Genomic DNA, 13,244 nt, shown 5'->3' with positions numbered 1-13,244 from the left:
TCGGTTACATCGGACGCCGGCGGGTAAGTAGCGGCGAGTGCCTCCCTCCCCTTCCGTCCCTTCCACCGACGTCGGAGTGCCCGTGACCACCGCCGCCCGGCTGGCGTGGCTGGACGCGCTCCGCGGGCTCGGGGCGCTCGCCGTGCTGCTGGAACACCTGCTTCCCTGGTTCGCACCCGCCCTACGGCCGTACTGGTTCAACCTCGGAATGTACGGCGTCCTGGTGTTCTTCCTGGTCAGCGGCTACATCATCCCGGTCTCGCTGGAGCGGCGCGGCGACGTCCGGGCTTTCTGGATCAGCCGCCTGTTCCGGCTCTACCCGCTCTACCTGCTGGTGGCCGCCGGGGTGCTGTTGACGGCCTTCTGGCTTCCGGTGCGCGAGGAGGTGCCCCGCGACCTGTCGTCCGTCTCCGCCCACGCCACGATGCTGCTGGACGTGGTCCACCTGGGCGGTCTGGCCGACACCATGTGGACGCTCTCCTACGAGATGGTCTTCTACCTGGTCGTGACGGCGCTGTTCGTCGCCGGGCTGCACCGCGGCAGCGGGAGGTTCGCGGTGGGCTTCGGGGTGGTCGCGGTCGTGGCGGGGCTGACGCTGGCGGCGCCGCCGCTGACCGGTCCCTGGCCGGCGTACGTGTCCGGCGTGGTGTTCTTCGCCGGGCTGGCGTGCCTGATCGGCGGCCGGTTCCGTAACGTCGCCGCGTACGTCCTCGGCGCGATGGCCGTGATCCTGCTGGTCTTCGCCGGTTTCGTGCCGTGGCTGGGGGCGGCGATCCTCGCGGTGATGTTCACCGGGACCGCGATCCGCCGCTGGGAGGAGGGCGGCGGCGGGCTCCGGCCGGTGGCCGCCGCTACCGCGCTCGTGGCGCTGGCGCCGATCTGGGCGGACCAGGCGGGCTGGTGGTGGGTGCAGCCCGGCCCGTGGCTCGCCACGATGGCCCTGGCGGGGGCGACGTTCGCGATCGCGATGGCCGCGCGTGAGCGCGGGCTGCCCCGGTTCCTCGTCCGGCTGGGCCTGATCAGCTACTCGGTCTACCTGCTGCACCACCCGCTGCTGCGGATCGCGAACGCCGTCGTCGGCGACGTCCGGGCCGCGCAGCCGGTGGTGCAGCTGCCGCTGTCGGCGGGACTGGTGCTGGTGGTGCTCGGCCTGAGCACGCTCACCTACCGCTACGTGGAGCTTCCCATGCAGCGGCTGGGCAGGCGGCTCGCTCAGAGACCGTCCGCGGGCGACTCCGCGTACGACTCGGGGTCACCGGTGGGCGACTCCGACGACAGGTCCTGATCCTTCTCCGACCCGACCGGGTAGATGTCGCCGGCCTTGACGCCCTTGGCGCCGCGCAGGGAGGAGACGGCGACCACGTGGTAGCCCTGCTTCTGCAGCGCGACCAGCAGCTTCGGCATCACCTTGACGGTCTGCTCGACCCAGTCGTGCATGAGGATGACGCCGTCACGCTTGGCGTTCTTGAGCACCTCGTTGTAGATGGCCGTCTCGTTCCTGGTGGCCCAGTCGCGGGAACCGCCGTTCCACAGGATGATCGGCATGCCCATCTCGGTGGCGATGGCCTGGACCCGCTCGTCGAACTCGCCGTACGGCGGCCGGATGGTCGTCGGGTACTTCCCGGTGACCTTCTTGACGAGGTCCTGCGTCTTGGTCAGCTCCTCGCGGATCCTGTCTTCGGAGATCTCGCGCAGGTGCGGGTGCGTGTAGCTGTGGTTGCCGATGTCGTGCCCCTCGGCGACCATGCGCTTGGCGAAGGCCGGACGGGACTTCACGTACTGGCCCTCAAGGAAGAACGTCGCCTTGGACTTGTACTTCTTGAGGGTGTCGAGGAGCTTGTCGGCGTACTTACCGGGGCCGTCGTCGAAGGTCAGCGCGATGCACTTGACCTTGGCGCAGTCGACGGAGGCGACCTTGGCGGTGGACGTGGCCTCGCCCGCCGCCTTGGGCTTGTCCGCGCTCCACGCGGCAGTCGGTGCCGACACCAGTGTCAGCGCACACGAGGTGGCCAACAACAATCGGGTGGGAGACTTCATGAGGGAAAACTCCGGACGTTGCGGGTGTTACTGAGGGGACAAGAAAGGCATCTTATCCGGACACTTCGCCCAGAAGCCTGGTAACCGGAGGATCTATCAGCGGCCCTTCAGACTACTGTCAGCGAAAATTCAGGGACGGGCACGGGCCTTCCGGCCGGTCCCGGCCCGTTCCCCGCCCGCTCAGACCGAGATCGTCACCAGCCGCGTGCACTCCCTGAGCAGGTCGATCCCATCCCAGACGGCATGGAAGGCGAGTGCCTGCCCGAACGGGACGATGCGGTCGACACCCCGCCCGGCGAGGATCCGGGCCAGCGCCTCCAGCTCCGCGCGCTCGAAGCCGAAGGCGCTCAGCGTCTGGTCCCGGCGGCGGACGATCCCGGCCAGTTCCGGCAGCGAACCGAGCCGGGCGTGGCCGAGCGTGCCCGTGCCGAGCCAGTGGCGCGGCGGATCCGCCGGGTCGGTCAGGTCGAGCAGGGTCAGCGCGTTGCCGTGGAAGGACACCTCCCGGGCGGTGCCGTCCGCCGCCGCCCCGTACGCGCCGACCCGTCTCTGCACCGCCATCGCGGTGTCGACCGGCCACCTGCGGGCGGCGGTCGCCGCGAGGCGGGCGGCGAGGTCGTCGCGGGCCCGCGTGGTCTCCTCCGCCCCGCCGACCCAGAAGACCGTCCGGGGTGAGGAGCAGGCGGCCTGGTCGAACCAGTAGACGTCGTCGGCGAACGCCTCCGCCGCCGCCTGCCGCACCCGCTCCGGCGCCGCCAGCCACGCCGCGGTGCTGATCACCGCGAGCGAGGACCGGTCGGGGAAGGCGAGGTCACGGGCGTGCGGGGCCAGCGGGTGGCGCCGGATGTCGTTCACCGCCCGGTCGCCGCCCCAGATGATCCGCAGGTCGCAGGCCGCCGACAGTCGCGCGGTCACCACGTCGGACCGTTCGCAGGAGACGATCCGCTGGGTCTGCGCGACGGCCGGGTGAGCGCCGGCCAGCCCGGCCTCCAGTGCGGCCAGCACGGCCGACGCCGCACCCCCGGCCCGCCGTGACAGCCGCACCACGTTGCGGTTGCCGGCCAGGGCGGACAACGCCCACGAGTAGGCGAAGACGGTGTCGACGTTGGCCGGGGGGATGTGCAGGACCAGCCCGCACGGCACCCGCAGGTGCTCGCCGCGGAGCTGGTCGACGGCCCGGGTGATCTCGGCGCGTCGCAGGAAGAAACCGAGCGGCCCCAACTCGGGGTGGGCCCGCGTCACGGCGGGGGAGAGCAGGCGGCGGCCGACCGCCGCCAGGAACGCGGTGATCCGCTCGTCCCCCACGGTCAGCGGCCCGTCGTGCGGCTCCCGCGCCAACTCCTCCAGCAGGGCGTCGGCGGTGAGCGGTGCTCCTGCGGGGAAGCGCGGCACGAGCTCGCAACCCCCGCCGGGGACCGTGCCGGGAGCCGCCTGGAAGGCCGTGCCGGGGGCCATGCCGACGGTCGTGCCGGAGGCCGCCTCGAAGTCCGCGCCGGGGGGTGCCCCGACGGTCGTGCCGGAGTCCGTGCCGGGGGCCGCCTCGGAGTCCGCGCCGGAGGTCGCCTCGGGGATCACGCGGCGTCCCGCCGGGTGAAGGTGTCGCTGCAACCGCGCGCCTCGGCACGGGGGAGACGGCCGAGCACGGAGAAACGCTTGCCCGGCCAGACACCGTCGTCCACGCCGTGGACCACACCGAGATCCTCGGTCAGCAGCACGTGCCCCGGGTAGGACGAGGGCAGGGTGCTGATCACCTCGATCACGCCGGGTGTGCCGACGGGGGCCTCCAGCCAGGTCTCCGGGTCGCGGATCACCACGTCGGCGAAGTCGGGGCAGTACAGCCCCCCGCCGTCCGGCCCCTCCAGGAAGACGGTGCCGATCTGCTCGACCATCCCGTAGAAGTCGTGGACCCGCCGCAGACCGGTGTCCTCGGCCAGGCGGCGGCGGAACTCGGCGGGGCCGACCGCCCGGTCGGCCAGGCGTTTCCAGCCGCCCGAGTGCACCAGGACACCCCGGGACAGGTCCAGCCGGTGCTCGCGGGCGACCTCGTACAGGTAGAGCCAGACCATGAAGGTGAAGCCGAAGACCAGGTACGGCCCGTGCCCGTGGCGGGCGAGGAACGCGGAGACCGCGCCGGGATCGGGGACCCCGTCCTCGTCGAGGACGAAGGTGTGGTCCCGGCCGAAGTTCATCATCCCCAGCACACCCGCGCCGCGCGCGCTGAGCCGCGGGTCGCGCACCACCGAGCGGCTGTCCACGATCAGCATGGGCAGCCGCCGCCCGCCGAGGACGGTCCGCAGCGTTGCGGCGAGCATCCGGGCCTGCGTGGCCGCGGCCTCCCGGTCGAGGTGCACGAGACTGGGCCGCTGCCCGGTCGTGCCACTGGAGGCCAGGACACGGAAAACCTCCTCGTCGGGGATGCTCTTCAGCTCGTGCGTCTTGAACAGGCGCACCGGCAGCCAGGGCAGGTCGGCGAGCGAGTCGTACGGCGGGGCCGAGCCGATGGCGTCGAGGATCCGGCGATAGGGCGGGCAACGGCGCCGGTGCCGCTCGGTCAGCGCGGTCAGCTCGGGGAGCAGCCGCGCCTCCCGCTCCCGCGCACCCAGGGTGAACACGCTCATGGCCGAGCCTCCCGCTGCTGCGTGCCGAAGGCGGACACGCTCATATCCGTGCCTCCGGGACACCGGTCGTGGACGCGTTCATACCCGGGCCTCCAGCAGGCGGTAGTCGACCTTGCCGGTGCCCAGCAGCGGAAGCCGGTCGATCCCCCGCACGTCGAACCCGCTCCAGTGCAGGTTGAGCCGGCCGGCCAGGTCGCGGGCGAGCTCACCGCAGGCCGCGGTGTCGACCCCCTCGGCCCACACCACCACCCGGTCGTCGCCGGTGACGGCCGCGACCGGGCCCCGACCGCGCAGCAGCCGCTCGACGTCGTCGAGGTTGACCCGGACCCCGAAGACCTTCGCGATGCGTTTGAGCCTGCCGTCCAGGTAGAGGAAGCCCTCCTCGTCGAGGTGGCCGAGGTCGCCGGTGCGGATCCGCCCGCCCAGGTCGTCGCCCCTGGTCAGATCGGCGGCCGACAGGGCGTAGCCCATCATCACGTTGGGCCCCTCGTAGACCACCTCGCCGTCGCCCGCGACGGACAGCGCGCCGCCCGGGATCGCCCGCCCGACCGAGGAGGGCTTCTCGGCCAGACGCTCGGGCGGCAGCACCGAGATGCGCGGTGCCTCGGTCATCCCGTACATCTTGATCAGGTGCCCGCCGGCGGCCCGCATCCGCCCGGCGAAGTCGGTGACCAGTTCGGTGCGCAGGCGCGCGCCGGCCTGGGTGATCGCTCGCAGCGTGGGGTACGCGGCCGGGTCGAAGCCCGTGCGGTGCAGCATCTCGAACTGGTACGGCACGGCGGACAGCAGCGTCGCCCGGTGGGCGTCCGCCGCGGCCCAGAAGGCCGGGTCGAGCACACTCGCCGGGGTGACCAGGACCCCGGCGCCGCAGCCGAGGTGGCTGTTGAGGGTGCTCAGCCCGTAGGTGTAGTGCATCGGCAGGCTGGTGGGGGCGACGTCACCGGGAGTGAGACCCAGCGACTCGGCCACCGAGCGGGCGTTGGCGAGCACGGCCGCGCGGGCGAGCCGGACCAGCTTGGGGTTGCCGGTCGAGCCGGAGGTGGTGAGGAGCACGCCCAGGCCGGGGTGGTGAGGCGCCGCGTCGGAGCACACCCACCGGGGAGGGTCTCCGGCCCGGTGGTAGCCGGCGGGCGGATCGCTGTCGCCCGGCGGGTCGGCGACGACCGCGGGGACGAACCGCCGGACGAGTTCCAGCAGCGCCTCGCGGGAGATCGCCGGGTCGAGCAGGGCGATCGGCCGCCCCGACTCCAGGGCCCCGAGGTAGCGGACGACCGCGCGGACCTCGGTCGGCATCGGGGCCAGCAGCAGCCCCCCGGGCAGCGCCGACAGCTCCTCGGCCGCGGCCTCGACCCGGGCGGCGAGTGCCCGGCCCGCCAGTTCCCGCCCGGAACGGGCGTCGATCAGCCGGGCGTGCGGGTGCACCAGGTCCATCGGGACCTCACTCCTCCTTCAGTCGGACTTCGGTCGGACTTCGGCCGGACGCTGTCCGCCCGCCGGGCCGGGGGCCGGGATGTCATGCCGCCGGGCCGGGGGCCGGGATGTCATGCCGTCGGGCCGGGGTGCCGGGATGTCACGGCACGAGCCCCCCGTCCACGCCGATGACCTGGCCGGTGACGAAGGAGGCGCCGGGGGAGAGCAGGAACGCCGTCACGGCCGCCACCTCGTCGGCCTCGCCGAGCCGGCCCAGCGGCGTGGCCGCCACCGTCGCGGCCCGCGTCTCGTCGTCGAGGGTCGAGAGCATGTCGGTGCGGATGTAGCCGGGGGCGACGGCGTTGACCCGGACGCCGGCCGGGCCGAGTTCCTTGGCTGCGGCGCGGGCCAGGCCCAGCACGGCCGCCTTGGTCGCCGAGTAGACCGTCTGGCCCCGGCCGCCGCTGACCCCCATCACGGAGGAGACGAGCACCACCGAGGGGGCCGTCCCCCGGCGCAGCAGCCGGAGCATCGACTGGAGCGTGTGCGTCGCACCCTGGGCGTTGACCCGGAACAGCAGGTCGACCACGTCGGCGCGTACGGCGCCGAGCATGCCCGCGTCGTGCACCCCGGCGTTGACCACCAGGGCGTCGAGCCGTCGGTGGCGCTGGAAGACCTCGCGCGCCATCGCGGAGACCGCCTCCGGGTCGGCCACGTCGCCGTGGACCGCGTCGGTCTCGGCACCCGTCTCCGCGGCGAGCTTCGCCGCGGCCTCGGTCGCCGTCTCCCGGGTGCGGGCGTGCACGACGACCAGGTGCCCGTCCGCCGCCAGCCGCCGCGCGACGGCCCGGCCGATGCCCCGGGATGAACCGGTGACGAGCGCGATCCGGCGATCAGGACCGGACCGTGACACCCTGCTTCTCCAGGATCTCGACCGCCCTGCCGAACGAGTTCATACCGAGCACGTCATCCGTTTCGAGCATGATGTCGAACTCGTCCTCCAGGGCGGCCACGAGCGCCATGTGCGCCAGCGAGTCCCACTGGGGGATCGCGCGGTACTCCAGCCCGTCGACGTCGGTGCCGGGGGCGAGCCGGAGGGTGCTACGGAAGACGGCCCGGAGGTGTTCGAGGTGTTCCATGTTCCCTCACTGTATGCGTCTGCTTCGGGACGCAGTGTAGTGGAACTCCTTCGTCGGACCGGGCAATCTTGTGCCTCGTGATCGAATAATCACTCAGAGTAATGAAATGGTATAGGCCGCCGCGAGCCTCCCCGCGGGCTGTCAGGGTCAACTTCCGGCTGGCCGCTCAGACATGGAGGGAGGGCACGATGGACCGATCCAACCACTGGTACGGGCATTCGCGCGTCTTCGCCCGCTACTGCGGCATCGACGAGCGCGAGGTGCCGCGCATCCGGGGGTTCGTCCAGCACGGCTGGAACTACCTGCATGGTTTTCCACCGGACGACCACTGGTGCGTGCCGGGTTACCCCCGTTTCGTGTGGTCCGACGTGCTGCGGCGGCGGGGCTGGTCGATGGGCCGGCGCGGCCACTGCGTGATCGGGTCCCCCTGGGCCTACCTGCTGGCCATGGAGCCCCGCCCGGGTCGCGTCCCGGAGCCGGAGCGCGCGGGCACGATCTGGTACCCCTTCCACGGCTGGGAGAAGGCCGCGGTCCACGGCGACCACGCCGCCCTGGTCGACGAGATCAGGAACGTGGAGCCTGGACCGGTCACCGTCTGCCTCTACTGGCTGGAGTACCGGGATCCGGTCGTCCGCGGATGGTACGAACGGGCCGGTTTCCGCGTCATCTGCCACGGCGACCGGGGCTCGCGCTGGGACCTGCGCGGACGCGACTTCCTGCGCCGGCAGCTCGCCGAGCTGCGCAGGCACCGCCGGGTGGCCTCCAACCGCCTGGGCAGCGCGCTGTTCTACGGCGCCTCGGTGGGCTGCGACGTCGCCGTGTACGGCGATCCCATGCAACTGGAGAACGAGCGGCCCGAGTACGGCGGCACGGCGCGCCGGATGCGCCTGTGGCCCGAGCTGCACGGCGTCGAGGTGGACCGGGCGGCGGCGGCCGAGGCCGCACGCCTCGAACTCGGATTCGATCACCTCAGAGGCCCCGCCGAACTGCGCCACCTGTTCGGCTGGTCGGAGGAAGAGCCGGCGGAGAGGCCGGGGAGGAACCCGGCGAAGGGCCGGGCGAAGGGTCCGGTGGAGGGGCCGGGGAGGAGCCCGGTGGAGGGTCCGGTGGAGGGCCGGGCGAAGGGGGCGGTGCGGGGGACGGCGAAGGGAACGCGGTGCGGATGAACGTCAGACTCGTCGGTGGCGAGATGCTCCTGTGGTCGGACGGCCCCGAACGGCCCGGATGCGGGGCCGTCAGGGAGCTCCTGTGCCGGGTCCTCCCCGAGGACGGCAGGACCCTGCTGCTCGGGCCGCACCCCGCCGAACTCGTCGCCTGGCTCCTCGCCCGTCCCGGTGAGGTCTGCGTGCTGCTGCGTTCCCTGCCCGACGCCGAGCTCCTGGCCGCCCGCCACCCCGGCCTGGCCGTCCACTGCGGCCGGCTGGACGGACTGGCCGGTACGGAGCCGTTCGACGCGGTGCTCGCGCTCGACGGGTTCGGCCGCCTGCACTCGGCGGAGTCGGAGCCGCGCACCTGGCGGGAGAGCCTCGCCGAGGTGGCCGGGCTCGTCGCACCGGGCGGGATCCTCGCCATGGCCACCCCGAACGACCTGGGGATCCACCGTTTCGTCGAGGCGGAGCCCGCCGACCGTGCCCGGACCGACGCCGACTGGTTCCCGCCCGGGTTCGACGCCACCCACCCGCCCGGTCACCGGGCGCTGCTCGCAGAGCTGACCGCCGCGGGGCTGGCCCCCGAATGCTGCTATGCCGGGTTCCCGACCGCGGAGGCCCCCCGGGTGCTGCTCGCGGTCGACGAGCTGGAATCGGCCGATCCGGTCCCGGACGCCGTCGCCGTGCCGTCGTGCGCGCGGGGGTTCGACGGCCGCGCGGTGCTCGCCGATCCGACCGACCTGGCCAGGAGGGCGTTCCGGCACGGGCTCGCCGGGCACCTGGCGCCGCTGTGGGTGACGGTGGCACGCCGGGGGAACCCGGCGGCATGGCAGCCGCCGGCAGGGATCGTCGACGACGGCGTCTGTGCCCCGTTGCCGTCCGCGGTGCACGAGCTGGTGCGCGAGGGCGACGGCGGCTGGGTCCGGCGGGTCGTGCAGCCGGCGCCTCCGCCGCCTCCGGGGCCGCTGCGCCGGGTGCCCGGAGGAGCGGCCGGGCCGGTGCCGCGCGGCCGGGTGCTGGAGGAGGTCATGCTGGACGGCTGCGTCCGCGACGACACGGCCGCGGTCGGGGCGGCCGTCACCGCGCTGGCCGCCTGGCTGGACGCGCACGCCATCGGCGGCCGGCTGCCGGGGCGGCTGGCCTTCGCCACCGCGGACAACGTCGTCTGGGACGGTGAGCGGCTCGACCTCGTCGACGGCGGCTGGGCGCTCGACGGCCCGGTGCCGTCCCGGGCCGTGCTGCTGCGGGCGTTGCGGCGCTTCGCGGCTCGGCTGCTGGGCACCGGGCACCACCATCCCTGGCCGTGGCACACCGACCCCGACCGCCTGGTGGAGGCGCTGGCGGCCCTGGGCGGGCACACCGTCCAGCCGGGCGAGCCGGAGCTCGCGCTCAGCCTGGACGCCCGCATCCGGGAGGCCACCGGCGGTGGTGAGCCGCCCGCCGGCGAGGCGCCACCGGTCTACCGGGACCTGCTGGCCGTGCGGAACGGGCTGGCCGACCGGCTCGCTGAGGCGCAGGCGCGGATCGACCGGCTGGAGGCGGCGCTCACCTCCCGTGAGCGGTCGCTGCACGCCACCCGCGAGAAACTGGAGGCCGCCCGAGAGAAGCTGGAGGCCGCCCGCGAGAAGCGGCGGCCCGCGCGTGCCGAACCACGGCCCCCGGGCGTCGAAGCACGATCCGCCCGGGGGAAACCGCGGCCCGCGGGCGCCGAACCACGGTCCGCGCGTGCCGAACCGCGATCCGCTCGGGGGGAGTCGCGGCCCGCGGGCGCCGAACCGCGGTCCGCGCGGCGTCCCGGACCGGGGCGGCGTCCGCCCGGCGCCGGGATCCTCCGCCGCGCGCTGCGGTTCCTGCGCCGTCGCGGCGGGGAGCCGGCGATGGGCCGTCGTGACGGCGACGCGGCGAGCGGCCGGCGACGCGGGGGCACGGTGGCCGGCCGTCGTGACGGTGACGCGGCGAGCGGCCGGCGGGACGGCCAGGCAAGACAGTCAACCCAAAGTCGATCCTGAGGTAAGCGTGGCGGGGGAATCGTGAATCTTGTAGGGAACAGGTCGCAGTTCGAACGGCTGCTCACCACCGTGGGAACGTACTGGGGAAACCGTCTCCCGCGGCCCGAGGGCGGCGACTGCGTCGTCGTGGAGGCGCTGCACCAGGACATCCGCGTCATCATGCGCAACCTCGTGGTGGCCAACGCGATCCGGTGCGTCGTCCCGTCCCGTCTCGTCGTCGTCACCGGGACCGACGAGCAGTGGAGCGAGACGCTCTGGCAGGACTTCGACGTCGAGCACGTCCGGTCGCTGGCCGGGGCGTTCGGCGCCTCGGAGGTGCTCAACGTGCACGAGCTGGCCGGGAACCTCGACGCCGGAGCGGTCGCCGGGCACCTTCCGGCGGACTTCGAGGGCCCACCCACCCGCCGGAGGGTGCCCCCGGTGGACCCCGCCCTGCTGCGGAGGTTCGTGGACGCGACGGTGTGCCGGCTGAACCTGGTCCCGCGTCTGTCGCCCGCGGCCGGGGCCGACCCCGCCTACCTGGCGCGGCACGCCCGGGGTGCGGCGTTCTCGGCCTTCTACGACGAGCTCTTCGACGCGGTCACGCCCGTCGCGTTCGTCACCAGCCACGTCGACTACGACCAGTGGGGCCTGGCCGTGGAATCCGCCATGCGGCGCGACGTCCCCGTCGTCCACGTGCAGAGCACCGGCTCGCTGAAGGCGTACACCCTCTTCCCGGAGAAGCGGACCGGGCAGGTGAGCTACCGCGCGGAGCTGACCAGGCAGATCGGCGACTACTTCGAGCGGGCCGTCTGGCCGAACCGGAGGATCCTGCGCGCCAGCGCCGAACTGGTCACCTGGCGGGCCAAGGGCAACCTGGGGCGGCCGAGCTGGTGGCGGGCGGGCGCCTTCGCCGCCGCCGAGCTCCAGAACGAGGTGGAACGCGACCAGTTGCGCGCACACGCCCTGCGCCGTCTGGGCTTCGAGCTGGACCGCCCGGTGGTGACGGTCTTCAACCACGCCGTCTCCGACGCGCTGGGCACCAACGTCGAGGTCTTCGACGACCTGGCCCGCTGGTTCGAGGAGACGGCCGAGTACGCCGCCTCCGACATCACGGCGAACTGGGTCTTCCTCGACCACCCCAGCCAGTTCCGCTACGACTCCACCGGCTTCTTCGAGCAGGTGGCCGAGCGCTACGCGGGCCGCTCCCACATGGTCTTCCGGCCCAGCGTCGCCATCTCCAAGAACATGCTGTGGAGCCTGACGGACCTCGGGGTGACGGTCCGCGGCAGCGTCAGCAACGAGCTGCCCGCCTTCGGCATCCCGGTGATCCAGGCGGGCTGGTCGGAGTGGAGCTCCTGCGGGCTGTCGTTCGTCGCCGAGGACCGGCCGTCGTACTGGTCGCTGCTGGAGACGGCGATCGCGAAGGCCGCCAAGGGACGACCGGTCCTCGGTGAGGAGCAGCGCGAACGCGCCCGGCTCTGGCTGTGGTTCTACCGGTGCGCGACGGACGTGACGTCGCCGCTGGTCCCGGCCTGGGACACCGGGGCGGGCAACGAGCTGCTGCGCACCCTGTTCATCAACATGAGTCACGTCGAGAGCGACGGCGACCCGCTGTTCTCCTCCGTCACCCGGATGTGGGAACGCCGTGAGCCCTTCCTCACCCGCTTCGACCTGCTCTCCCCGGACGCGCTGGCGTCCGCGACCTTCCCCCTCAGGAGTTCGTGATGCACACAACCATCGGCGCGGGGTTCGGCACCGAGCACGACCGGCCGCTGCCCGCCCTGGTCCCCCCGGCCGTCGTCGAGAGCGGCCGGACCGGCGGCCTGCGGGTGACCGACCAGGTCTACCGCGGGACGCGCTTCGTCGGCCGGTTCGCCTCCAGCGGCCTGGCCGGGTTCAAGGTGTTCGGCTCCGGGCCCGGGGTGCGGGTCAGGGTCCTGCTGTCGCTGGACAACAAGGCGATCACGCACTGGCGCAGGAACGTCGAAGGCCGCGAGGAGGCATCCCGGCTGCCGCGGTTGATCCAGATCCGTTCCCAGGGCAGGCTCCGCCAGTGCGTCCTGCTCGACTCGCGCTCGGCCCGCAGGCGGCCTCGCGCGACGGTCGAGTTCGAGCTCACCGCCGACGAGCTGCCCCGCGACGGGCTGCTCTGCGTGGAGGCGGTCGACGCCACCGAGTGGTACGGCACCTCTCCACGCCTGACCGGCGCGGTGTACGGCCGGGTCGCCCCGTCGAGCGTGACGGGCGTCCGCATCGACCGGGTGGAGTTCGAGCCGGTGTCGCGGTCCGCCGCGGGACGCTTCACCGGGGTGCTCGACGCCACGACCGGTGAGGAGGTCTCCCTGGTCAGTCTCGGCGGGGTGCCGTACGGCCGGAAGGCGGGGGCACGCAGGCTGGACTCCGGCCTGATCGTGGTCAACCCGATGCCGCCGTCCGCGGAGCCCGGCCGGATCGGTCTCTGCCTGGGGCTCCGGGTCGCCGGCCCGCCCAAGGGCGGCGGCCCGGCCCGGCCGCGCGTGCGCCGGACCCGCCTGGGGCGGCTGCGGCTGCGCGTGTGGCGGGTCCGCCGGGCGGTCCACACGCGGATACGCGGGGTGTTGAACCGTCTCACCGCGGCCGGGCACGCGCTGGCCGCCCGGATCCGTCCCGTCGCCGTCCCGGAGCCGCTCGTGCTGAGCATGGAGGACGGCAGGGCGATCCCGGTGAGTTTCACCCCGCAGGGGCGGCGGGACGCCCGCCTGGACTTCCTCGCCCCGCTGACCGCACCCGCCCTGGTCGTGCTGCCCGCCGCCCCGAGGCTTCCACGCCGCATGCGGCTGTCACTGGTCTCGGTGGCCAGGCTGCCCTGGTGACGGCTCTCCGAGGAGGCCGGAGCCGTTCAACGGCTTCCGGCGGGCGTGA

General features: G+C 73.4%; 11 protein-coding genes. 5 read left to right on the top strand and 6 right to left on the bottom strand.

What is annotated here, in order from left to right; genetic code table 11:
* Positions 1–82: 82 nt before the first annotated feature.
* Complete coding sequence (locus F4562_RS12840) at positions 83–1,285, top strand: acyltransferase family protein (RefSeq protein WP_311733821.1); 1,203 nt, start codon at positions 83–85, stop codon at positions 1,283–1,285.
* Here F4562_RS12840 and F4562_RS12835 read toward each other — a convergent pair.
* The 6 genes from F4562_RS12835 to F4562_RS12810 all read right to left on the bottom strand — a co-directional run bounded on the left by F4562_RS12835 (position 1,213) and on the right by F4562_RS12810 (position 7,204).
* On the bottom strand, positions 1,213–1,986 hold the full coding sequence (locus F4562_RS12835; RefSeq protein ID WP_311733822.1) for a polysaccharide deacetylase family protein: 774 nt from the start codon (positions 1,984–1,986) through the stop codon (positions 1,213–1,215). The two genes, F4562_RS12840 and F4562_RS12835, sit on opposite strands and share 73 nt — an antisense overlap.
* 231 nt (positions 1,987–2,217) lie before the next feature.
* Positions 2,218–3,612 (bottom strand): acyl-CoA reductase, encoded by a 1,395-nt coding sequence (locus F4562_RS12830; RefSeq protein WP_311733823.1) that lies wholly within the window; start codon positions 3,610–3,612, stop codon positions 2,218–2,220.
* A complete protein-coding gene (locus tag F4562_RS12825; protein ID WP_184538366.1) occupies positions 3,609–4,655 on the bottom strand; it encodes a LuxE/PaaK family acyltransferase in 1,047 nt (348 codons plus the stop codon). Before F4562_RS12825 ends, F4562_RS12830 begins: the two co-directional genes overlap by 4 nt.
* 78 nt (positions 4,656–4,733) lie before the next feature.
* A complete protein-coding gene (locus F4562_RS12820; protein ID WP_184538368.1) occupies positions 4,734–6,086 on the bottom strand; it encodes an AMP-binding protein in 1,353 nt (450 codons plus the stop codon).
* A gap of 139 nt (positions 6,087–6,225) precedes the next feature.
* Positions 6,226–6,978 (bottom strand): SDR family NAD(P)-dependent oxidoreductase, encoded by a 753-nt coding sequence (locus tag F4562_RS12815; protein WP_184538370.1) that lies wholly within the window; start codon positions 6,976–6,978, stop codon positions 6,226–6,228.
* Positions 6,959–7,204: an acyl carrier protein gene (locus F4562_RS12810; RefSeq protein ID WP_184538372.1), complete on the bottom strand. Its 246-nt coding sequence runs from the start codon at positions 7,202–7,204 to the stop codon at positions 6,959–6,961. The genes F4562_RS12815 and F4562_RS12810 overlap by 20 nt, the downstream gene beginning before the upstream one ends.
* 188 nt (positions 7,205–7,392) lie before the next feature.
* Between F4562_RS12810 and F4562_RS12805 the strand changes: the two genes are divergently transcribed.
* Genes F4562_RS12805 through F4562_RS12790 form a run of 4 tightly spaced genes read left to right on the top strand, consistent with a single transcriptional unit; the run spans position 7,393 to position 13,195 of the window.
* The gene (locus tag F4562_RS12805; RefSeq protein ID WP_221206124.1) at positions 7,393–8,370 is read left to right on the top strand and encodes a hypothetical protein; all 978 of its coding nucleotides are present in this window, start codon (positions 7,393–7,395) and stop codon (positions 8,368–8,370) included.
* On the top strand, positions 8,367–10,361 hold the full coding sequence (locus tag F4562_RS12800; protein ID WP_184538374.1) for a hypothetical protein: 1,995 nt from the start codon (positions 8,367–8,369) through the stop codon (positions 10,359–10,361). Before F4562_RS12805 ends, F4562_RS12800 begins: the two co-directional genes overlap by 4 nt.
* Before the next feature lie 21 nt (positions 10,362–10,382).
* Positions 10,383–12,068 (top strand): hypothetical protein, encoded by a 1,686-nt coding sequence (locus F4562_RS12795; RefSeq protein WP_184538376.1) that lies wholly within the window; start codon positions 10,383–10,385, stop codon positions 12,066–12,068.
* Positions 12,068–13,195 carry a hypothetical protein gene (locus F4562_RS12790; protein WP_184538378.1) on the top strand — a complete coding sequence of 376 codons (1,128 nt, stop codon included), beginning with the start codon at positions 12,068–12,070 and terminating at the stop codon, positions 13,193–13,195. Before F4562_RS12795 ends, F4562_RS12790 begins: the two co-directional genes overlap by 1 nt.
* Positions 13,196–13,244: the final 49 nt, after the last annotated feature.

This window comes from Streptosporangium becharense (genome assembly GCF_014204985.1).
GTDB lineage: Bacteria > Actinomycetota > Actinomycetes > Streptosporangiales > Streptosporangiaceae > Streptosporangium > Streptosporangium becharense.
The sequence above is the reverse complement of the archived record's forward strand: the minus strand, read 5'-3'. Positions and strand labels throughout refer to the sequence as shown.